The following is a 21,226-nucleotide window of genomic DNA, read 5'->3' on the forward strand; positions in this document are numbered from 1 at the left end:
TATTAAAATTATATTTTCTGTCTGTCCGGAGCCAAAAAAAAACCCTCGGAAGATATCTTCCGAGGGCTCTTTCTTGCGTTTAGTTCGTTCTACGCGCCACTGGAAGATTCGAGAATCGTCTTCCAGCACACATCGCCTGAAAGACTAGTCAGGATGATGGTGATGATGGTGGTTGAACTGAACGCGAGTCATGTCATTTCTCTTTAAAATTGGGTCAGCCAGTGCTGAGGTGCTAATTAAGCTAAACTATCCGTTGTATAACTTGCAACCCTTTTTTGTGGTTATGAATTTAATTTATTGAAAGCGCCTGAGTTATTAGCCGCACGCGGCTTTACCCAACCTTAAGGTTAACCGATTGTAACCACCAGCGCGGTGGCGTAGCCTAGGGGAGTATCCGACTATCGCCTGCGGTGTGGCCGTTGGCCTTCCGCAACGGTGAAGTTGGGCTTGTTAGTCGATTCTTAGGGGCATACTGATGAAAAAAGTCGCCATTGTGGGTCTGGGTTGGTTAGGGATGCCGCTGGCTTTATCGTTAATGGGCCACGGGTATGAAGTGGTTGGCAGTAAAACTACGCCGGATGGGGTAGAAGCCGCGCGGATGAGCGGTATCGAATGTTATCGCCTGGAACTGACGCCGGAGCTGATTTGTGAAGCTCACGATCTGGAACAGCTGTTGTACACGGATGCGTTGGTGATCACTCTGCCAGCCAGCCGCACCGTCGAGGGGAGCGCAAGCTACTTTGATGCCGTACGTATGTTGGTAGACAGCGCGATAGCGTTTGGCGTGCCGCATATTATCTTTACCAGCTCCACGTCGGTATACGGTGAAACCACCGGCACCGTTCGGGAAGATTCACCGCTCAAGCCGGTGACATCGGCTGGCCGAGTGCTGGAGGAGTTGGAGCTGTGGCTGCATCAATTGCCCAACACGTCGGTGGACGTTTTGCGCTTGGCAGGGCTGGTGGGTGGAGATCGTCATCCAGGGCGTTTCCTGGCGGGTAAGGTTGACGTCAAGGGTGGCTCGCACGGGGTCAATCTGGTACATCAGGATGACGTGATTGCGGCCATTCAACTGCTGCTGAAGCTGCCGAAGGGCGGGCACACCTATAATCTTTGTGCGCCAGGCCATCCGCTCAAACGTGATTTCTACCCTGCGCTGGCCGAGCAACTGCATCTGCAACCTCCGCAGTTTGCGCAAGAAGATGAACAAGAGGGGCGGCTGGTGGACGGTAGCCGTATCTGTAATGAGCTGGGGTTTGAATATCAATACCCAGACCCGAATCGCATGCCGATCAGTTAACCAAATAGAACTGTCCCGCTGCTTGCGGGGCAGTACCCCCCTAAAAAAACCTTGCTTCTTTTTAATCTGTCAGTTTGATTATTAAACACGACTAAATTACAAGGAAATTAATTTTACGCATTGATATTGAAAGTAATAATCTAAATCCTTCCTATTCCCTCTCCTGATATACATCATCTATATTTATCATTTGTGTGAAATTCGAGTTAACGGAAGTTTGAGTTTCTCTCCGCTATTTTCAAATTGTTGCGATAAGTATTAACATACGCTCGGTTTTTTCTAAAAGGTACCTATCCTCTCAAGCGTCTAATGGCAGTTTTTACATGAATTTTCTTAATAAAAAAAATACAGCGATCTCACCTATCGCCATTTCTGCGCTGTTACCTTGCGCTCTGTGTGTGGCGGTAAACGTACAGGCCAGCGATCGGGCAGTGGACCAATCTTCCATGGTGGTCACGGCCAAGCGCAGCGGTCTTTCAGAATTGAGTACTCCGGCAGCGGTTAGCGTGCTTAATGGCGATGAACTTCGTCAGGCCAGGCCGCAGATTAATCTCTCCGAAGGGCTGGGCAGCGTGCCGGGGCTGCAAATTCAAAATCGCCAGAATTATGCGCAAGATTTGCAACTGTCAATCCGTGGGTTTGGCTCGCGCTCAATGTACGGTGTACGCGGCGTGCGCATTTATGTGGATGGTATTCCTGCCACCATGCCGGATGGTCAAGGGCAAACGTCGAATATCGATCTTAATTCAGTGGATAAGATTGAGGTCTTGCGCGGGCCGTTTTCTGCTCTGTATGGCAACGCTTCTGGTGGCGTCATCAATGTAGAGACCGAAACCGGCCAACAGCCGGACAAGATTGAAGCGGGTATGTATAGCGGCAGTGACGGCACCTGGCGCTACGGCATGAAAGCCAGCGGTGCAACCGGCGATGGCACGCACGCAGGTGACGTGAACTACGCCGTTTCCGCGACCCGTTTTACCACTGAAGGGTTCCGCGACCACAGCGGGGCACGCAAGAACCTGGGTAACGCGCGTTTTGGTGTGCGCATTGATGATGTCAGCACGCTGACGCTGCTGTTTAACTCGGTGGATATTAATGCCGACGATCCCGGTGGTTTAACCGAAGCCGAATGGCACGACAATCCGCGCCAGGCACCAAGAGCAGATCAATACAACACGCGTAAAACCATTTCGCAAACCCAGGCTGGGTTGCGCTATGAACGCCAGATGAGCGCCAATGACGATCTGAGCATCATGACTTACGCCGGTGAGCGGGAAACCACGCAGTATCAGTCAATTCCAGTAGCCGTACAGCAGCGTAGTGAACAACATCCCGGCGGAGTGATCTCTCTGGCGCGTCATTATCAGGGCATCGATACTCGCTGGACTCATCGCGGTGAAATCGCCACGTTGCCGTTCAGCGTGACGGGGGGGCTCGACTACGAAACCATGACCGAGCAGCGCAAAGGCTACGAGAATTTCACGGTAGTCAATGGCGTTAACGAATTAGGGACCAAGGGTAATCTACGGCGGGATGAACGCAACCTGATGTGGAATGTGGATCCCTATCTGCAAACTTCCTGGAACCTGACCCAACGTTTGACGCTGGATGCCGGAGTGCGCTTCAGCACCGTCAATTTCGATTCCAACGATCACTATATTACCGGCAGTAATGGTGATGACAGTGGCGACGCCCGCTATCACCAGTGGTTGCCAGTAGGCTCGCTCAACTATGCGTTGACCAAGGGCTGGAATGTGTACGCTTCCGCCGGGCGTGGCTTTGAAACCCCAACCATCAATGAACTCTCTTATCGCCCGGGTGGCGTGGCGGGGCTCAATCTCGGTCTAAAACCGGCGACTAGCGATACCGTTGAACTGGGAAGCAAGACCCGTATCGGCAACGGCCTGTTCAGCGCGGCGTTGTTCCAGACGGATACCAAAAACGAAATTGTCGTCGATGAGAGCAGCAACGGGCGCACCAGCTACAAGAACGCGGGGCAAACCCGTCGCCGTGGGGTGGAGTTAGCGCTGGATCAACAGTTCAGCTACGACTGGCGTCTGCAAATGGCCTGGACGCTGCTGGATGCCACTTACCGCGATGATGTCTGTGGCGACAGCACCTGTTCTGCTGCAAAGCAAGTGCCAAAAGGCAACCGCCTGCCGGGGATTGCCCGCAATATGGGGTACGCCTCGCTGGCCTGGTCGCCGCCGCAAGGTTGGTTCGCCGGTGCTGAAGTGCGCTACATGAGCGATATCCAGACCAACGATCAGAATTCACAGCAGGCACCGTCCTACACCGTGGCGGCGCTGAATACCGGATATCGCTACCCGGTAGGGAACTGGCAATTTACCGTTTTTGGCCGGGTGGACAATCTGTTTGAACGCCAGTACGTCGGCTCGGTGATTGTCAACGAAGGCAATGGCCGCTATTTCGAACCTGCTCCAGGCAGAAACTGGGGTGGGGGCATGAGTGTTGCTTATTCATTTGAGTAGTAAGCAGTAGTACAGCGGGGAACCTAACCCCCGTTGAGTTGTTATCTTGGGATGGTTATTTATTACACCAGTGAGTGCGCCAAAATTTGCGCGTTGCTAGCGGTGGGAGAAAGTGAATATGGCAAAGACAGGCAATAAACGAAGTATAGGGAATTACTTGATGTGGCTGCTGGGGGGCTGATGGGTGTCATCGGCCTCGCGCTGGCAATCGGCGGCGTTTACCTGGCTTCATTGGGGGGAGCCTCTATTTTGGGCTGATGGGCGTGGTGATGCTGATCGCTGCGGTACTGGTGATCAAGCTCAAACCTGCGGGCATATGGGTGTATGCGCTGGCCTTTGTGTTCACCCTGATTTGGGCGTTGTGGGATGTTGGCCTGGATTTCTGGCCGTTGTTCTCACGCTTGTTTATGTTCGGCGTGCTGGCCTTCCTGGCCGCGTTGGCCTATCCATGGTTGAAGAAACGTGCCGGTCATCCGGTTCGCGGCTTCGTCAGCTATTCTTTGGCTGGGTTGCTGGCGGTTGCGCTGGTGGCCGGATTTGGTTACACCTTTGTGCCTACGCCACTGGTGGCGGCCAAGGAAGATATCCCGGTTAAACCGGTGGCTGCCGGTAGTGAGCAGAAAAACTGGGAACATTGGGGGAATACCACCCACGGTGACCGTTTTGCCGCGCTGGATCAGATCAACAAGTCTAACGTCAGCAAGCTGAAGGTGGCGTGGATTGCCCATACCGGCGATATTCCACAAAGCAACGGTTCCGGTGCAGAAGACCAGAATACTCCGCTGCAGGTCGGCAATACCCTGTATGTCTGTACCGCCTACGGCAAAGTGCTGTCGTTGGAGGCCGATACCGGCAAACAACAGTGGTCCTTCGATCCTAAAGCCTCAGCCCCTAACTGGCAGCGCTGCCGTGGCTTGGGCTATTACGACAATGCGGCTCAGCCTGCCTCATCGCCAGTGGTTGCCGCTAGCGCTACGGCACCAGCCATGTGCGAACGCCGTCTGTTCCTGCCAACCATCGATGCGCGTTTGATTGCCATTGATGCCGATACCGGCAAACCTTGCGCCGACTTTGGTGATAACGGCACTGTCGATCTGAAAGCGGGCATGGGCGAAGTTAAACCGGGTTATTACCAGCAAACCTCAACCCCATTGGTGGCGGGTAACCTGGTGGTGGTGGGTGGCCGCGTGGCGGATAACTTCTCTACCGGCGAACCTCCTGGTGTGGTGCGTGCTTATGATGTGCATACTGGTGAACTTGCCTGGGCATGGGATCCGGGTAATCCGGCCATTACCAAGCTGCCACCAGCGGGTGAAACCTATACGCGCGGTACGCCGAACGTATGGTCCGCAATGTCCTACGATGCCAAACTGAATCTGATCTATCTGCCGACCGGTAACGCCACCCCTGACTTCTTTGGCGGCGAGCGTACCGAGCTGGATGATAAATACAGTTCTTCCATCGTGGCTGTTGATGCCACCAGCGGCAAAGTGCGTTGGCATTTCCAAACTACGCACCATGATCTGTGGGACTTTGACCTGCCTTCCCAGCCGTTACTGTACGATCTGCCAGATGGCAAGGGTGGTACGACACCCGTGCTGGTGCAAACCAGTAAGCAGGGCATGATCTTTATGCTCAACCGTGAGAACGGTCAGCCGGTGGCGAAAGTGGAAGAGCGTGAAGTACCGCAGGGCAATGTGCCTGGCGAACGTTATTCCAAAACCCAGCCGTTCTCGGTGGGAATGCCGAATATTGGCAACCAGACGCTGACCGAGTCAGACATGTGGGGCGCAACGCCGCTCGATCAACTGCTGTGCCGTATTGAGTTCAAAGGGATGCGTCACCAGGGCGTCTATACACCGCCGGGTATCGACCGTGCTCTACAATATCCTGGCTCATTAGGCGGGATGAACTGGGGCAGCGTTTCGGTGGATCCGAACAATGCCATCATGTTTGTTAACGATATGCGTTTGGGGCTGGCCAACTCGATGGTGCCACGCAGCAAGGTGCCGACCGGCGCCAGCGGCATCGAAATGGGTCTGGTTCCGATGGACGGTACGCCGTTCGGTGCGATCCGTGAACGCTTCCTTTCCCCATTGGGTATTCCATGCCAGAAGCCACCGTTTGGCACCATGTCAGCGGTAGACCTGAAGTCTGGCAAGCTGGTGTGGCAGGTTCCGGTAGGTACGGTGCAGGATACGGGGCCGCTGGGCATCAAAATGCGTATGCCGATGGAAGTGGGCATGCCAACGCTGGGGGCGAGTCTGTCTACTCAATCCGGCCTGCTGTTCTTTGCTGGTACTCAGGATTTCTACCTGCGTGCCTTCGATACGGCAACCGGGAAAGAGATCTGGAAAGAACGTCTGCCAGTGGGCAGCCAGTCCGGTCCAATGACCTTTGTCTCGCCGAAGAACGGCAAGCAATACATTATCATCAGCGCGGGTGGTGCTCGTCAGGCCGCAGAGCGGGGTGACTATGTCATTGCTTATGCTCTGCCGGACGAAAAGTAACTAGCTGGTAGTTCACCAATAAATAAAGGGGTTAGCATTGCTGCTAACCCCTTTATGGTTTTCCGCGGTGGTCGAAATCAGACCTTGGAACCCCAGAGATCGTACTCGTCGGCGTTCTCAATCTTCACTTTGACGATGTCGCCGACTTTGACATTGGCTTCACCGTTGAGGTAGACCGCGCCGTCGATTTCCGGTGCGTCCGCCATGCTGCGGCCAATAGCACCTTCCTCATCCACTTCGTCGATCAGCACCAGCACTTCGCGGCCAATCTTGTCTTGCAAGCGTTGGGCGGAGATTTGCTGCTGCAGCTGCATAAAGCGATGGAAGCGTTCTTCCTTCACCTCTTCTGGCACCGGGTCGGCCAGTTCATTAGCGGCAGCACCTTCTACCGGGCTGAACTTGAAGCAGCCAACGCGATCCAGCTTGGCTTCGGTCAGGAAGTCGAGCAGCATCTGGAAGTCTTCTTCGGTTTCCCCTGGGAAGCCAACGATAAAGGTGGAGCGCAACGTCAGATCCGGGCAGATTTCGCGCCAGCGCTTGATGCGCTCCAGCGTGCGTTCAACCGCGCCAGGGCGTTTCATCAGCTTGAGGATTTTCGGGCTGGCGTGCTGCAGTGGAATATCCAGATAAGGCAGGATCTTGCCTTCTGCCATCAGTGGGATCACGTCATCCACGTGCGGGTAAGGGTAAACGTAGTGCAGACGCACCCAGGCACCCAGGCTGGAAAGCTGTTCACACAGGCTGACCATGCTGGTTTTTACCGGCTGGCCGTTCCAGAAACCGGTACGGTGTTTGACATCGACGCCGTAGGCCGAGGTGTCTTGTGAGATCACCAACAGCTCTTTCACCCCAGATTCCACCAGGCGTTTGGCTTCATCCAGCACGGAGCCGATCGGGCGGCTGTCCAAGTCGCCACGCATCGATGGGATGATGCAGAAGGTGCAGCGATGGTTACAGCCTTCGGAAATCTTCAGGTAGGCGTAGTGCTTTGGCGTCAGCTTCACGCCCTGCGCCGGGGTCAGGCTGGTAAAGGGGTTATGTTCCGGTTTCGGCACATATTGGTGAACGTGGGACAAAACCTGTTCGTAGCTGTGCGGCCCGGTAATTTCCAGGACCTTCGGATGCACCTCACGGATTTGGTTTTCCTTGGCACCGAGGCAGCCGGTCACAATCACCTTGCCATTCTCGTTCAAGGCTTCACCGATCGCTTCCAGTGACTCTTGAACGGCGCTGTCGATAAAGCCGCAGGTGTTCACGATCACCAGCTCGGCATCATCATAGCGAGGCACTACCTGGTAACCTTCGTTACGCAGTTCAGTCAGGATCCGTTCAGAATCAACCAGGTTTTTCGGGCAACCTAGTGAGACAAAGCCGACACGGGGGGCTTTTGGGGTCATAGTTTGTGACATAGCTCAATCCAAAATAGAAACGGGCGGATTTTACACTTGGGCAACGGGAAATTACACCGTTATATGTTGGCGGCGTAAACAAAAACGGCCTAGATTGATGACAAAGTGGCTGGATTTTTAACGGCCAAACTGTTCGACCGTAGGGGCAGCCGCATGCTGCGCCCGTCAAGCCGCATCAGCAGCAGTCTCAGCTATAGCAGTATAAGCCGTTTTGATGGCGATCTATAACCAGCCGGAACGCTTGAGTTTTTGGTACAGGAAGCAAGCTAAGAGGTCCGGAATTCTAATGGGGTTAACTCTCGCAACGAGCTCAATCTCGCTTATGCGTAGACTCTCACTAGGTTGTTACAACGTTTAAGGTAAAGTTGTTCGCACGGATGACGATAACAGCAGAAACGTATGGCTAGACTAAGGAGCGATTTTTTATGAAGAAGTTGTTAATACTTTCGTTATTGTTCAGTTCATCGTTATATGCAGCAGAGGCTGATGTGGGGAAGGCCTGTAAGGCCGCAGCTGCTTCTATGTTCGGCCGCGATCACAAGATCATGAAGTTGGACAAGGTTAAATCAGGTATAGCTTATGTTCATTACATTAGGCAGGACGATAACTCCCGTTGGGGTATCAAGTGCAAGCTAATCGGCGATCAAGTTTTATGGGCTTCAGATAACCCTGATAGCATTGGTCGTTGGCGTGATGATCCTATGGATAGTGTCGTGAAATACTCAATCAGTGGGGGGGATTTAACGGTCACTGAAACGTATAGTGATGGCTCCAGTACCAAAAATACCTATCCAATTAAGCAACTTTAAGCGAAATAAAAAAGCTTTCTTGCCTACATTTGCAAGGAGGCTTTTATCCCAAAAATGAAAGCTAGATTCTTTGGGGATTCATCAGAACGTATCAGATTTTTTTATTAATTAATATAATAATCAATATCATAGCTATATTTTTCGTTTGTTCTGGATCCTCGGGAAAATCTCGCAATCGGATCTGATCGTTAGCTGTTGGGTGAAATTTCGTATAGGTATCTCTGTTTGTGGCATTGGTTGGAAATCTGATTTTTCTAAAAGGGTAAGCTTGATACCAAACAATGCTGCTGGCGGCCGCAAAAATAAGGCAAAAGGATACTTTATGAGTTTGAGTAAAACAGGTTATCCCGATGGGGAACGGGTCAGGGCTGTTTGGGATTGCTGTCACGATCTGTATGTTCAATTAGGTCGGGCACCAACCAGTCAAGAATTTAAGGCAGAGATCAACAGACGTGAACCTGACAGGGTTGGGATTAGCACCCATTCGCGACAATGGGGGGATTGGATGCGTTATCATGGATTTAGTAGTAATACTTTGCTTGATGATCATGAGATTCCTGATGAGTACCTTGAACCTAACCGACTCAGAGTTGTTTATGCTGTTCGAAAGTTAGGCGAGGCTTCAGCCATCGATGTAATAAATTGGATAATGAATAGCAACGCCCCACTAAAAGCGAATGAAATTCGCATTCAGTTGGACGCGTTAACTGTGAACAGTAATCATCGATATCGCTATTTACAAGGACGAACAGATACGCGAAGCGATAAGGAGCATCCTTGTGATACCTTTTACCGTTCAGGAGAGCTGAGAGCTACGCGCTATGTCGAATATATTCCTGAATTGCATGGTGTATGGGATATAGCTGATGATGGAAAGACCCCGATTAAGATTGTAGATCCGTGGCATACCGATGCGATCATGCACCAACTCCGTATTGAAACTTGCGACAATGACACAGAAACAACAGACGATGATTTCAACGATGCTCGCGTGAGGGCAATGCGTGAAGCTGTCATTCGCGAAGGGCAACCTATCTTTAGACGGCGGCTAATGGCGGCCTATCAGGGAAAATGTCCCGTAACGGGCTCAACTATTACGGCATTGCTTGAGGCTGCACATATCAGGCCTTACGCAGGAGCATGGCACTGTGAGGCAAAACACGGAATTCTCCTTAAAACCGATATCCATACGCTTTTTGATAAAGGCCTACTTTGGCTTGATGATGATTTTCAAGTCTGTTTGGCCCCTATGTTATTAGATTCCGAGTATGCAGAATTGTTAGGCCGAAGGATTGAGCTGCCAAATTCCAAGGGCGATTGGCCACTGAGAGAACATCTGGCTCGCCATCGAGAGTTTTGCACTGGTATTTTGCAGTAGCTAACTCCTGAAACTGGAGTCATTGATTATCTGAGTAGGCGCAGCATGGAGATAAGCGGGCGCAGCATGCAGCGCCCCTACGTCGCGTATCCAGTGGAGTAATGCCAGTACGGATCTATAACCAGCCGGAACGCTTGAGTTTTTGGTACAGGAAGAAGCAACCGGCGACGGTGACGCCCAGCGTGGTGTGGTAAGCCCAGGGGAACTTCAATTCGGGCATATCGGCAAAATTCATGCCGTACAGGCTGAAGATCACCGTTGGAATGGCCAGGATCGCCCCCCAGCCTGCCAATCGCTTAACCACTTCGTTTTGCTTGACGGTCACCAATGCCAGATTGACGTGCATGGCGTTGGTCAGCATTTCGCGCATATCATCTATCGTGCTGGCGACCTGCCGGGTATGGTCCTGCACGTCGCGAACGTAGGCCCGCAATTCTTTAGGGATCACATCCTCATGCAGATGGATCAGTTGGTTGCAGATCTCATCCATCGGCAGGGCGGCATTACGCAGGCCGAGCAGGTGGCGGCGCAGGCTGTAGACGTTTTCGATGGCGGTTTCGTCAAACTCCGACCTGAACATGTTGGACTCAATGTCTTCGATCATCGTTTCGAACTTGCCGACGATATGGCGATAGTTGTCGACGATAAAATCCAATACCGAATACAGCGCAAAACCAGGCCCGTGGCACAGTTGCTTGGGGTTTTCCTCTGCCTTGGCGCGGATAGGGGCATAGCTGGAAGAAGCACCGTGGCGCACGCTGATCAGGAAGTTTTTACCAACGAAAAAGTGGGTCTCACCGTATTCGACTTCTTCTTTCATCCACTGTGCGGTTTTCACCACGATGAACAGCGAATCACCATAGGTCTCTATTTTCGGCCGTTGATGGGCACATAAGGCGTCTTCGATCGCCAGATCGTGCAGGCCGAACTCCTCCTGGATCTTGCGCATGAACGCGTCTTCCGGTTGCCACAAGCCCAGCCAGATAAAGGTGTCCGGCTCCTTGACCACTTCACTGATATCTTCAATCGTCACGTCGGTCAGCCGTTTACCGGCCTTATACGCCACGCAGTTGATGACCATTGCCTGGGTTTCCATCGCGTTACCTGTCAGTCTGTGAGGGTTTTGGTGAAGAAATAGCGTTCATGTTCTACCGGCGCATTGTGCAATGTCATTTGCAATTGGTAACCCTGTTTTTCGTAGAATGGCCGAGCCTGGAAACTGAAAGTATCTACACGCGCAAATTTGCAGCCATCCGCTATTGCCTGCTGTTCTGCTTTCTTGATGAGCTTACTGCCTACACCTTCGCCGCGTAATGTCTCAGAAACCCACAACAGATCGATGCTTAACCAACTGCCTACGGTACTGCCAGTTAACCCAGCGAGTTTATTACCCTGATCATCCAGGACAAAAACCCCGATGTTTTTGTTCAGGATATCACCGACAAATTGGTGGTTGAAAGTCTTCAAATGATTTCGAATCTCTTCGGTATCTTCTGGCTGTAGTGCGTCTGTTACGGTGATTTTCATTGTGCCTCCTGAATGGTTCAACTAACTTAAGCACAGTAAAGGAAAAATGCAACATATTGAAATTTAGATTAAAGCACGAACTTTACCGTCTGGGCTAAACTCATTGGACTCTTCCAATTTAAGGAGATGACATGTTGCGGCCTTTTTTGATTGCGGGTTGGTTGCTGTTCGGCAATGGCCTGCTGCATGCGGCACCGGTAGTGACTGAATTACAGGACAGACTTGAGCATCCCTGGTCGCTGGCCTTCTTGCCGAACGATAGCGGTATCCTGATAACGGAACGTCCTGGCCGTTTGCGGTTATGGCAGCCGTCTGCCGGGCTTTCTTCACCGATTACCGGTGTGCCAGACGTCTATGCGCAGGGGCAAGGAGGATTACTAGACGTGGTGCTGGCTCCGGATTTTGTCACTAGCCGCCGGGTTTACCTTAGCTTTGCAGAGGCAGGGGATGCAGACAAGGCCGGCACTGCTGTCGGTTATGGGCGCCTGAGTGCAGACAATAAACAGCTGGAAGATTTTCGTGTCATTTTTCGCCAGCAGCCCAAGTTGTCTACCGGCAACCATTTTGGCTCTAAACTCGTCTTTGATCGCCAGGGCTATCTGTTTATTACCTTGGGTGAAAACAACCAACGGGCGACGGCACAGGAAACGGACAAACTGCAAGGCAAGATTGTGCGGCTAACGGCAGAGGGCAAGGTACCCGCCGATAACCCGTTTGTTGACCAAAAGGGCAAGCGACCGGAGATTTGGTCTTATGGCCATCGCAATCCGCAAGGATTGGCGCTGAACCCCTGGAGTGGGGAGATTTGGGAGCATGAGCATGGCCCACGCGGCGGTGATGAAATCAATATTCCTCTGCCGGGCAAAAACTATGGCTGGCCGATAGCGACCTATGGAATTAATTATTCAGGGTTAGCCATCCCTGAAGCCAAGGGCCAGGTAGTGCCAGGAACCGAACAGCCGCTGCATTATTGGAAAGTTTCGCCGGGGGTCAGCGGGATGGCGTTTTACGATAATCCGCGATTCCCCCAATGGCAGCACTCTCTGTTTATTGGCGCGTTGGCACAACGGGATCTGATCCGTTTGACGCTGGACGGTGACAAAATAGTGGCAGAAGAGCGGCTATTGGGCGATCGCAATGAGCGTATTCGCGACGTGCGCGTCGGGCCGGATGGTTATCTTTATCTGCTGACTGATGACAGTGATGGGAAACTACTGCGGGTTGGGCGCGATTAGCGCCCTGTCAGATTAGTTTGAGATCGGCGGCGGTGATGACCTCTCTGGAGTTCATCCGGATAATCCGCCGCACGATTTCGTCGTCTAGCCCTGCGTTGTACGAAGAGCCTCGGTAGGGGCACTGTGGCAATTAAGTGAGCGGTATCATCACCGCGTGCTGGTAAGCGGGGCGTGCGCATAACCGTTGATACCAGCGTTCCATATGCGGGCTGGGCTGGCGTTCGATCGGCATGGAAAACCAGGCGTAAACAAAACTGCCGAGCGGAATATCGCCGATGCCGAACTCTTGGCCTGAGAGGTAAGGCTGCTCAGCCAACGTCCGTTCGATGATAGCAAAGTGTTGCTCCAGTTCAGCAATGCCAGCCTCAATCAGGGCCATATCACGCTTTTCGGGCGGAGTGCGAACCATGCCCCAGAACACGTTGCGGAAGGGGACAGTGATGGTTGATGTATTCCAGTCCATCCATTTTTCTGCCGCAGCTCGAGCCTGGAGATCCTGCGGGTAGAATGGCGTCTGGCCGAACTTGGCTGCCAGATAACGCACGATGGTATTGGATTCCCACAGCACGAAATCCCCATCCTGCAACAGCGGTACCAGGCCGTTGGGGTTAAGCGATCGGTAAGGTTCTTCGTTAACCTTGCCGAAGGCACCACCGGCGTTGATATGGGTGTAATTCAGCCCTAACTCAGCGGCACACCAGCGCACTTTTTTGACGTTGTTAGAATTTTCACGGCCCCAAATGGTCAGCACAAAGCACCTCTTCATCGACAGATAAAAGTAACTCTCATACCTACGCTACAAAGCTGTTTTTGTCACCTTGAAATCAGCGTTCCCAGTGGCAGACTTCCCAACCGTGCAATTCTGCCAACGCGCCAAGATCGCTATTCGGGTTGATAACGGTGGCGCTGTCGACGTATTCCAGCATGGCTTTATCGTTAATGGAGTCGCTATAGCCGTGGCTATGGGCAAATTGCAGTTCAGGGTGTTGCTGTAACCACTGTTGCAGGCGGATGACCTTACCCTGCTGATAGGTCATGGTGCCGTAGGTCTTGCCGGTAAAACGGCCCTCTGACACTTCGACACCGATAGCTAGCTCGCCATCGGCCCCCAGTTGCTCGGCGATGGGGGCAACCAGATGTTCACCGGTTGCTGAAATCACCAGAATGCAGTCGCCGCGTTCGCGATGCCATTGCATGCGTTCGCGTGCCGCGGGGTAGACGCGGGGCAGGATATCCCGGCGAATATAGCGCTGCACCCAACCAGCGACGGTCTGGGTACTCAGACCCGCCAGCGGAACCAGCGTTGCCTGCATATAATCTTCCATCGACAGCTGGCCCTGATAATAGGATTGCATCAACAACTGCTCTTGACGTTCCAACTCTGCCGGTGCGAACCCTTCGGCTACCAGCCAGCGAACCCAAAGGCTGGCGCTGTCATCATCAATCAGAGTTTCATCCAGGTCGAACAGGGCTAAATCCATCAATATTTCTCCGGCAAGGAATGCTGCGGGCTATAGGATAACGGATACGCGCGGCTGTGAACCAGTTGCCGCGGTGAAATGCGCAGAGCATAAGTAACTTTGATGACAGTGCGGCGACGGTTTGTTGAAAGTTTGCATAACCTGGCGCATAGCCTGATTTCCAGCCAATTTCTCTGCGGTAACGTACAGTTATGTAAAAATGCAGAAAAATCAGCCTAAACCCTGCAAAAATAAGAGCAATCTAATAAACTCACAACGAGGGCACTTTCGGTGCCGCGTTGGCCCAAATGGGAGCCGCTGGGTATTTCGCGGTTGGCAGCGCGGCCTCGTGCCACTCTCGCTGGTTGGCTGAAAACGTGAACATGTTTGAAAGTTAACGCTATTTCAATGGTTTGAATGGACACTCTGGCGACGTCATGATGAAAAATAACCGTTCCACTCCTCTTGGTAAATTGGCCCTCAGCGTAGGTGTCATGTTGTTGGTTGTGCCTACCGTACAGGCAGCAGAGGCTCCGGCCGCACCGCAGGTCGATGCGAAAGCCTATGTATTGATGGATTACGACAGCGGCAAGATCCTGGCAGAAGGTAATGCGGATACCCGCCTGGATCCCGCGAGCCTGACTAAAATCATGTCCAGTTACGTGATTGGCCAGGCGATGAAAGCCGGTAAGATCAAGCCGGACGATCTGGTCACCGTGGGCAAAGATGCCTGGGCAACCGGCAACCCGGTGTTGCGTGGTTCTTCTTTGATGTTTATCAAACCCGGCGATCAGGTGCCGGTATCGGAACTCAACAAAGGCATCGTCATCCAGTCAGGTAACGACGCCAGCATCGCCTTGGCAGACTTCGTGGCGGGTAGCCAGGATTCGTTCGTTGGCTTGATGAACAATTATGGCAAGTCCCTCGGCCTGCAAAATACCCACTTCCTGACCGTGCATGGTCTGGATGCCGAAGGGCAGTACAGCACCGCACGCGATATGGCGTTGCTGAGCCAGGCGCTGATCCGCGACGTGCCGGATGAGTACGCGTTGCATAAAGAAAAAGAGTTCACCTTCAATAAGATCCGCCAGATAAACCGTAACCGCCTGCTGTGGAGCACCAACCTGAATGTGGATGGTATCAAAACCGGTTACACCGGCGGGGCTGGGCATAACCTGGTTGCCTCGGCCACCGATGGCCCAATGCGCCTGATTTCAGTGGTGCTAGGGGCTCCGAGTGACCGTGTGCGCTTTAGCGAAAGCGAGAAGTTGCTGACCTGGGGCTTCCGCTTCTATGAAACCGCAACGCCGATCAAGGCCGATAAAGCCTTTGTGACGCAGAAAGTGTGGTTTGGCGACGTGGGCGAAGTGCCGCTGGGCGTGGCGAAGGATGCCGCCGTGACTATTCCTAAGGGGCAGATGAAAAACCTGAAGGCCAGCTACAAGCTTAACCAACCGACGCTGGAAGCGCCGCTGGCGAAAAATCAAGTGGTAGGCACCATCGATTTCCAGCTGGATGGCAAAACTATCGATCAGCACCCGCTGGTGGTGATGCAGGAAGTGAAGGAAGGGAACTTCTTTAGCCGCATGTGGGACTTTGTGATGATGAAGCTGACCCAGTGGTTTGGCGGTATTTTCGGCTAATCTTTGTTTGATAAGGGGCCAACAGTGGCCCCTTCTGCTAGATCAATTACACGCCACAACCTTGATGGCCAATCCGCCCTGTGATGTCTCGCGGTATTTGGAGTTCATGTCCTTGCCGGTTTCGTACATGGTTTCGATCACCTTATCCAGGCAAACACGCGGCTCGCTGGTGCGACGCAGTGCCATACGTGCGGCGTTGACTGCCTTCACGGCAGAAATCGCGTTACGTTCGATACAAGGCACCTGAACCTGTCCGGCCAGGGGATCACAGGTCAGCCCCAGATGGTGCTCCATGGCAATCTCTGCGGCGATACAAACCTGTGCCGGGCTACCGCCCATCAACTCCGCCAGACCAGCTGCCGCCATAGAGCAGGCCACGCCGACTTCCCCTTGGCAGCCCACTTCGGCGCCGGAGATTGAAGCATTCATCTTGTACAGCGTGCCTATCACACCGGCAGTCAGGAAGTAACGGCTGTAGGAGTTGGTGTTCACCGGGCGGATAAACTGGTCGTAATACGCCAACACCGCTGGAATGATACCGCAGGCTCCGTTGGTGGGTGCCGTCACAACTCGGCCACCCGCAGCGTTCTCTTCGTTGACCGCAAACGCGAACATATTGATCCAATCCACTACGTTCATCGGATCGATATTGTTCTTGTCACCGGTTACCAGAATGCGGCGCAGGGCGGCGGCACGGCGCTGTACTTTCATCGGGCCGGGAAGCAACCCTTCGGTATTCATACCGCGTTCGATACCAGCACGCATCACCTGCCAGACGTCGGCAAAGTGCGCTTCGATCTCTGCTTTGCTGCGCAATGCCAGTTCGTTCTGCATCACCAACCCGGAAAGTGACAGCCCGGTATCTTTGCAGTGCTGCTGCAAATCCAGCGCGGAACGATAAGGGTAGGGGACCGCGACGCTATTGTTGGCCGATTGGCCGAAGTTTTCTTCATCAACGATAAATCCGCCGCCGATGGAGTAATAGGTTTTGCTGTGCAGCAACCGATCGCCAGCATAGGCGCTGATCGACATGCCGTTTTCGTGCAGCGGCAGGTTAGTGCTGTGGAAGTTCATGCCACCAATCTGTGGAAAATCAACCTCGTGCTCACCCTTTGCCAACAATAGGCGGCCATGCTGTTCCACATCACGAATAAAGCCAGCGATGCTGTCGATGTCCACGTCATGGGGCAGATTGCCCGCCAGGCCCATAATAATCGCGATGTCGGTATGGTGCCCTTTACCCGTCAGTGACAGTGAGCCGTAGACGTCAACCGCTACCCGCGTTGTATCGTGGAGTTGCCCGGCAGCCTGCAAATCATCGACAAACTGTTTACCGGCTTTCATCGGGCCGACGGTGTGGGAACTGGAAGGGCCGATGCCAATTTTGAAAATATCGAAAACGCTGACCATAGTCTCGCTTCCTTCTTGAAGTTAATTCCCTCAGCCTGCCGTTTAGGGGGCATATGGGTCATGCTTGAGTTCGCGGCGGGGAAGGAGGGGGAGATTCGAGATAGCCGGTGCCATTCGGCACCGGCTGAGCGCTATTAACCGAACAGTGTGTACAGGATGGCGGAGATGGCAATCAGGCCCATCACGACCACAAATACGTTGCTGATGTGGCCGCTGTACTTGCGCATGGCAGGCACTTTACGGATCGCATACATCGGCATCAGGAACAGCAGCATCGCGATGATTGGGCCACCCAGGTTCTCGATCATGCCCAGAATGCTTGGGTTCAGCGTGGCAACGATCCAAGTGGTCACCAGCATGAAGATGGCAGTGATGCGGTTCAGCTTGTTGGTGGTGATGGTCTTGCCACGGCTTCTCATCGATTTGGCAATCATGCCGTTAAAGCCTTCACGAGCACCGAGGTAGTGGCCCAGGAAGGATTTGGTGATGGCGATGAAGGCGATGACTGGTGCGATGTACTCGATCACTGGGTTGTTAAAGTGGTTAGCCAGGTAAGACAGGATGGAGATGTTTTGCGCTTTGGCTTCGGCCAGATCCGCCGGGGACAGGCTCAGCACGCAGCTGAAAACAAAGAACATCACGGTCAGCACCATCATGATGTGTGCATAGCCCAGGATGCGGGAACATTTCTTCTCAGCGTCCACGCCGTACTCTTCGCGTTTTGCTACAGCAAAGGCGGAGATGATCGGTGAGTGGTTGAACGAGAACACCATAACCGGGATTGCCAGCCACAGGGTGATCACCAGGCCGTGGCCCAGGCTGCCGCCAGAACCGGCCAGTGAGACGTTTTCGAAGATGGCACTGCTCCAGTTAGGGATCAGATAAAGCGCCAGCAGCATCAGCACCGCAACAAACGGGAATACCAGGATACTCATGGTTTTCACGATCGCCTGCTCACCGAAACGCACGATGCCCATCAGGCCAACGATCAGGATCAGCGACAGGATGGCGCGTGGTGGCGAGGCCATACCCAACTGGTGGGTGATGAAGCTGTCCACGGTGTTGGTGATCGCAACGCTATAAACCAGCAGGATTGGGTAAATGGCGAAGAAGTAGAGCAGGGTGATCAGTTTACCTGCGCTGATACCAAAGTGTTCTTCTACCACTTCGGTGATGTCTTCACCTGGGTTTTTGCCGGACAAAACGAAACGGCACAGGCCACGGTGGGCAAAGAAGGTCATCGGGAAGGCGATGATGGCCATGATGATCAGCGGGATCAAACCACCGATACCGGCGTTGATTGGCAAGAACAAGACGCCAGCGCCGATGGCGGTGCCGTAGAGGCCCAACATCCACATGGTATCTGATTTACGCCAGGCCGTGCTGGAACCTGAGGCTGCAGAGGCGATAGTGCCGGTCTGTGTAGTGTCCATAAATATCTCCGAGGTGAACACGATAATTTAAAATAAAAAGAAAAACTTAAGTTTAAAATCCGCTGGTGAAATAAGTTGCTATCCCGCCAGTGGTAAAATCAGTTGTTACAACTAGAGGTTGAATTGCGCCTCTGAATTGTTTATCAGGCTAATGATGTTGCTAACCTGCCCAAATGGTTTCTGCTGTTAACGGGGTCAACGCCGATGTTTCTGTCGGAGGAGCAATTGCCCGCCGATTTTGTTGGCGGCAAGATAACGATTTACAGCAGAAACAACCGTGATCTTGCTCCCAAATGCGTGATGTGTGCGGTTAAAGGCTTTTATTGTAAATTTTCATGCAAATGTTGCGCGTTTGTGCGAAACATCATGCTGCAACCGTTCTCACTAATCCCACAACCTTTATCCGGTTTGTATGATGTTTAACCGGATAAAAACCTGTCTTGTGTGGCAGGGCGAGCAATATATTTTATGTGATGGTTTGGATCTAGCTAAAATGCCGGATTAAGCTGTTTTAGTGATTTAGATCACGTTTGGTTATTGAGGGGGAAATGTTTATCTGATTGTTTTTAAACTTATTTAGTGATTTTCATTGTCAATATGGCTGGAAGATGACGGACCTAATAAGACGATCTTAATCATCATATGAATAAGGATAAATCCTGATAATTTGATTAAAAATAGCTGATAATTTTTAAACAAAAGGCAGCATAACGAGGCTGGTGAAGGTAAGGAGCCATTTTATCCGGGGGAGATTTGATGCAAATTACTGCAATAATGTTCTGCGGGAAATAATAACGCTGGCAAGTTGTTGCAATCCATTAACCTGTAATTATCGGCCATTAGGAATAATTTAAGTTTAATTGCTTAAAAAAAAACCTGAGTTTAACCAGAAATTGGCAACCGCGCCCCTCAAGTAGCACCAGGGACACGGCATAAAATTGGCAGTGAGGCCAAGATCAGAAACGCAAAGTGACCGCGTGTTGGTTGAAAAAGTCGATGAATTCGGGGTCAGGCTGGCGATCGGTGATGACTTTGTCGAACAATGCCAGCGGCCCGATGCAGGCAGGCTTGGTTTGGGCAAATTTGCTGTGGTCGGCGACCAGGATTTTTTGCTGCGCCTTGTCCAACGCTTTGTGTTTCATCGCCAGTTCATCAAGATTGAAGCAGGTTGCGCCGTGCTGCAAAGTGATGCCTGCCGCTGAGATAAAGGCCACGTTAGGGCAGATGTGGTCCAACTCGTTATGTTGGCCAACAGCGGTAAAAATGTAGTTGCTCGGTTTAAATTCGCCGCCGCACAGGATCACCTTGCAGTTGGGCTTGTCCTGCAGCGCCAGAAAGGTGTTGAGTGAGTGGCAGATGGCGGTAAAGGGGAGTTCATCGGCAATGGCGTCGATAATGGCCGGGGTGGTGGTGCCACAGTCAAAGAACACCGTGTCATTTTCGTTGACTAGCGGTGCCGCCAACATGCCAATACGGCGCTTTTCCGCCACCTGTTTGGCTTTCTGGTCGGAGACAAAATAATTGGTGACCCCGTTGATACGCGGATCGGCTACGACATAACCCCCAAGCAAGACCACTGCCGCAGGTTCGGCACTGAGATCGCGCCGGATGGTCATTTCCGAGACGCCGAGCAGTGCGGCTGCTTCTTTTAAGTGGATCTTGTCAGAACGCTTTAGAGCCTGAACTAGCCGGTTGATACGTTCGTCGCGCCGGGTTTCCATCAGTTTTTCCTACAGGTTTATACCCCAAGTTTCTCAAGTGTGGCCGAAAGGGATAAAGGAGCCAAAAGTGTCTTTCGTTCGCTCCAACACAATAATGCGGAGTAGTGCAGACCCAGTTCGCACTGGGGGCACAACCCCGCATTAGATGTCGCTATACCTAGATAGAGCTAGCGAAAATCAGTAGCTACCGGTGTCAGCTGCATCGCCAGAAACGATCGCAACGCCCGAGCTGGTGCCGATACGTGTTGCACCGGCGGCAATCATTTTCCCTGCGGTAGCGCGATCGCGCACTGCGCCAGAGGCTTTGACGCCCATCTCGCTGCCTACGGTAGCACGCATCAGTTTGACGTGGTCTTCACGAGCGCCGCCTGTGCTGAAACCGGTAGAGGTTTTAACGAAAGCGACATCCAGTTCACGACACATTTCACAAACTACAACGATTTGTTCATCGCTGAGCAGACAGGTTTCCAATATTACCTTCAACGGGATAGCCGCGCAAACTTCACGCACCGCGGCGATATCGGCCTTCACTTCGTCATTCAGGCCGCTTTTCAGCCAACCGACGTTGATCACCATGTCGATTTCCTGGGCGCCGGCGGCAATGGCAGCTTTGGCTTCGAAAGCCTTGGAGACGGTCAAACCCGCCCCCAGAGGGAAGCCGATAACCGAGCATACTTTAACGTTGCTTTCCTGCAACAGGTGAGCGGCCAACGGGACATAACCCGAGTTAACGCAAACGGCATAGAAATTATGCTGACGCGCTTCTTCGCACAGTTGGTTGATCTGGCTTTCCGTGGTGTCCATAGCCAGCAGGGTATGGTCGATATAGCGAGCGTAATCAATCTGTTCAGTAGTCATGGTAATTCCTCAGTGGGTGTAATAACGCTTTGGGATGTTAG

16 protein-coding genes, 1 pseudogene and 1 other annotated feature are annotated in these 21,226 nt (G+C 52.6%); of the genes and pseudogenes, 7 read left to right on the forward strand and 10 right to left on the reverse strand.

Translation table 11 applies throughout. From position 1 onward, the window contains the following. Nucleotides 1-33: 33 nt before the first annotated feature. Nucleotides 34-169: a sequence feature (His leader region), on the reverse strand. Further along, nucleotides 145-192 (reverse strand): his operon leader peptide, encoded by a 48-nt coding sequence (hisL, locus tag D9980_RS03430; protein WP_100396937.1) that lies wholly within the window; start codon nt 190-192, stop codon nt 145-147. (Overlaps the previous feature by 25 nt.) A gap of 283 nt (nt 193-475) precedes the next feature. Here hisL and D9980_RS03435 point away from each other — a divergent pair, with 283 nt between their 5' ends. From D9980_RS03435 to D9980_RS03445, 3 genes and pseudogenes are all read left to right on the forward strand, one after another. Then, complete coding sequence (locus D9980_RS03435; protein ID WP_071680793.1) at nt 476-1,300, forward strand: SDR family oxidoreductase; 825 nt, start codon at nt 476-478, stop codon at nt 1,298-1,300. A 323-nt stretch (nt 1,301-1,623) separates the two neighbouring features. Then, nucleotides 1,624-3,792, forward strand: a complete 2,169-nt coding sequence (gene pqqU, locus D9980_RS03440; RefSeq protein ID WP_121606428.1) for a TonB-dependent receptor PqqU — start codon at nt 1,624-1,626, stop codon at nt 3,790-3,792. Between the two features lie 118 nt (nt 3,793-3,910). Beyond that, a pseudogene (locus tag D9980_RS03445) lies at nt 3,911-6,302 on the forward strand (glucose/quinate/shikimate family membrane-bound PQQ-dependent dehydrogenase). Between the two features lie 77 nt (nt 6,303-6,379). Here the strand turns inward: D9980_RS03445 and rimO are convergent. After that, nucleotides 6,380-7,711, reverse strand: a complete 1,332-nt coding sequence (rimO, locus tag D9980_RS03450) for a 30S ribosomal protein S12 methylthiotransferase RimO (protein WP_021179962.1) — start codon at nt 7,709-7,711, stop codon at nt 6,380-6,382. Nucleotides 7,712-8,136: 425 nt separating this feature from the next. Between rimO and D9980_RS03455 the strand changes: the two genes are divergently transcribed. Both D9980_RS03455 and D9980_RS03460 read left to right on the forward strand, forming a co-directional pair. Then, entirely contained in the window at nt 8,137-8,520 is a 384-nt protein-coding gene (locus D9980_RS03455) for a hypothetical protein (RefSeq protein WP_121606429.1), read from the forward strand. A gap of 199 nt (nt 8,521-8,719) precedes the next feature. Further along, nucleotides 8,720-9,898, forward strand: a complete 1,179-nt coding sequence (locus tag D9980_RS03460; RefSeq protein WP_238393683.1) for an HNH endonuclease — start codon at nt 8,720-8,722, stop codon at nt 9,896-9,898. Between the two features lie 115 nt (nt 9,899-10,013). On the opposite strand, the gene D9980_RS03465 is transcribed toward D9980_RS03460, so the two are convergent. Both D9980_RS03465 and D9980_RS03470 read right to left on the reverse strand, forming a co-directional pair. Continuing rightward, complete coding sequence (locus D9980_RS03465) at nt 10,014-10,994, reverse strand: magnesium and cobalt transport protein CorA (RefSeq protein WP_121606431.1); 981 nt, start codon at nt 10,992-10,994, stop codon at nt 10,014-10,016. A gap of 11 nt (nt 10,995-11,005) precedes the next feature. Then, entirely contained in the window at nt 11,006-11,425 is a 420-nt protein-coding gene (locus D9980_RS03470; protein ID WP_121606432.1) for a GNAT family N-acetyltransferase, read from the reverse strand. A gap of 131 nt (nt 11,426-11,556) precedes the next feature. Here D9980_RS03470 and D9980_RS03475 point away from each other — a divergent pair, with 131 nt between their 5' ends. Then, a complete protein-coding gene (locus tag D9980_RS03475) occupies nt 11,557-12,660 on the forward strand; it encodes a PQQ-dependent sugar dehydrogenase (RefSeq protein WP_121606433.1) in 1,104 nt (367 codons plus the stop codon). A gap of 130 nt (nt 12,661-12,790) precedes the next feature. Here the strand turns inward: D9980_RS03475 and D9980_RS03480 are convergent, their stop codons facing one another. Both D9980_RS03480 and D9980_RS03485 read right to left on the reverse strand, forming a co-directional pair. Further along, entirely contained in the window at nt 12,791-13,411 is a 621-nt protein-coding gene (locus D9980_RS03480; RefSeq protein WP_121606434.1) for a glutathione S-transferase family protein, read from the reverse strand. 73 nt (nt 13,412-13,484) lie between these two features. Beyond that, complete coding sequence (locus tag D9980_RS03485; protein ID WP_121606435.1) at nt 13,485-14,141, reverse strand: HAD family phosphatase; 657 nt, start codon at nt 14,139-14,141, stop codon at nt 13,485-13,487. Between the two features lie 416 nt (nt 14,142-14,557). On the opposite strand from D9980_RS03485, the gene D9980_RS03490 reads away from it, so the two are divergent. After that, nucleotides 14,558-15,763 (forward strand): serine hydrolase, encoded by a 1,206-nt coding sequence (locus D9980_RS03490; protein WP_024484085.1) that lies wholly within the window; start codon nt 14,558-14,560, stop codon nt 15,761-15,763. 42 nt (nt 15,764-15,805) lie between these two features. Here D9980_RS03490 and D9980_RS03495 read toward each other — a convergent pair whose 3' ends face one another. The 4 genes from D9980_RS03495 to deoC all read right to left on the reverse strand — a co-directional run bounded on the left by D9980_RS03495 (nt 15,806) and on the right by deoC (nt 21,185). Then, nucleotides 15,806-17,173: an L-serine ammonia-lyase gene (locus tag D9980_RS03495; protein WP_121606436.1), complete on the reverse strand. Its 1,368-nt coding sequence runs from the start codon at nt 17,171-17,173 to the stop codon at nt 15,806-15,808. Between the two features lie 134 nt (nt 17,174-17,307). Next, complete coding sequence (locus D9980_RS03500; protein WP_024485557.1) at nt 17,308-18,606, reverse strand: HAAAP family serine/threonine permease; 1,299 nt, start codon at nt 18,604-18,606, stop codon at nt 17,308-17,310. A 956-nt stretch (nt 18,607-19,562) separates the two neighbouring features. Beyond that, nucleotides 19,563-20,327, reverse strand: coding sequence for a DNA-binding transcriptional repressor DeoR (gene deoR, locus D9980_RS03505; RefSeq protein ID WP_065685372.1), 765 nt, complete (start codon nt 20,325-20,327; stop codon nt 19,563-19,565). Nucleotides 20,328-20,504: 177 nt separating this feature from the next. Continuing rightward, entirely contained in the window at nt 20,505-21,185 is a 681-nt protein-coding gene (gene deoC, locus D9980_RS03510) for a deoxyribose-phosphate aldolase (protein WP_024485555.1), read from the reverse strand. Between the last annotated feature and the right edge of the window lie 41 nt (nt 21,186-21,226).

Source organism: Serratia sp. 3ACOL1, from assembly GCF_003668775.1.
Lineage (GTDB): Bacteria > Pseudomonadota > Gammaproteobacteria > Enterobacterales > Enterobacteriaceae > Chania > Chania fonticola.

Bases quoted from the DNA above. Each gene is read 5' to 3' on its own strand.
- D9980_RS03435 (WP_071680793.1), top strand. From the start codon at position 476: ATGAAAAAAGTCGCCATTGTGGGTCTGGGTTGGTTAGGGATGCCGCTG.
- pqqU (WP_121606428.1), top strand. From the start codon at position 1,624: ATGAATTTTCTTAATAAAAAAAATACAGCGATCTCACCTATCGCCATT.
- rimO (WP_021179962.1), bottom strand. From the start codon at position 7,711: ATGTCACAAACTATGACCCCAAAAGCCCCCCGTGTCGGCTTTGTCTCA.
- D9980_RS03455 (WP_121606429.1), top strand. From the start codon at position 8,137: ATGAAGAAGTTGTTAATACTTTCGTTATTGTTCAGTTCATCGTTATAT.
- D9980_RS03465 (WP_121606431.1), bottom strand. From the start codon at position 10,994: ATGGAAACCCAGGCAATGGTCATCAACTGCGTGGCGTATAAGGCCGGT.
- D9980_RS03470 (WP_121606432.1), bottom strand. From the start codon at position 11,425: ATGAAAATCACCGTAACAGACGCACTACAGCCAGAAGATACCGAAGAG.
- D9980_RS03475 (WP_121606433.1), top strand. From the start codon at position 11,557: ATGTTGCGGCCTTTTTTGATTGCGGGTTGGTTGCTGTTCGGCAATGGC.
- D9980_RS03485 (WP_121606435.1), bottom strand. From the start codon at position 14,141: ATGGATTTAGCCCTGTTCGACCTGGATGAAACTCTGATTGATGATGAC.
- D9980_RS03490 (WP_024484085.1), top strand. From the start codon at position 14,558: ATGATGAAAAATAACCGTTCCACTCCTCTTGGTAAATTGGCCCTCAGC.
- D9980_RS03495 (WP_121606436.1), bottom strand. From the start codon at position 17,173: ATGGTCAGCGTTTTCGATATTTTCAAAATTGGCATCGGCCCTTCCAGT.
- D9980_RS03500 (WP_024485557.1), bottom strand. From the start codon at position 18,606: ATGGACACTACACAGACCGGCACTATCGCCTCTGCAGCCTCAGGTTCC.
- deoR (WP_065685372.1), bottom strand. From the start codon at position 20,327: ATGGAAACCCGGCGCGACGAACGTATCAACCGGCTAGTTCAGGCTCTA.
- deoC (WP_024485555.1), bottom strand. From the start codon at position 21,185: ATGACTACTGAACAGATTGATTACGCTCGCTATATCGACCATACCCTG.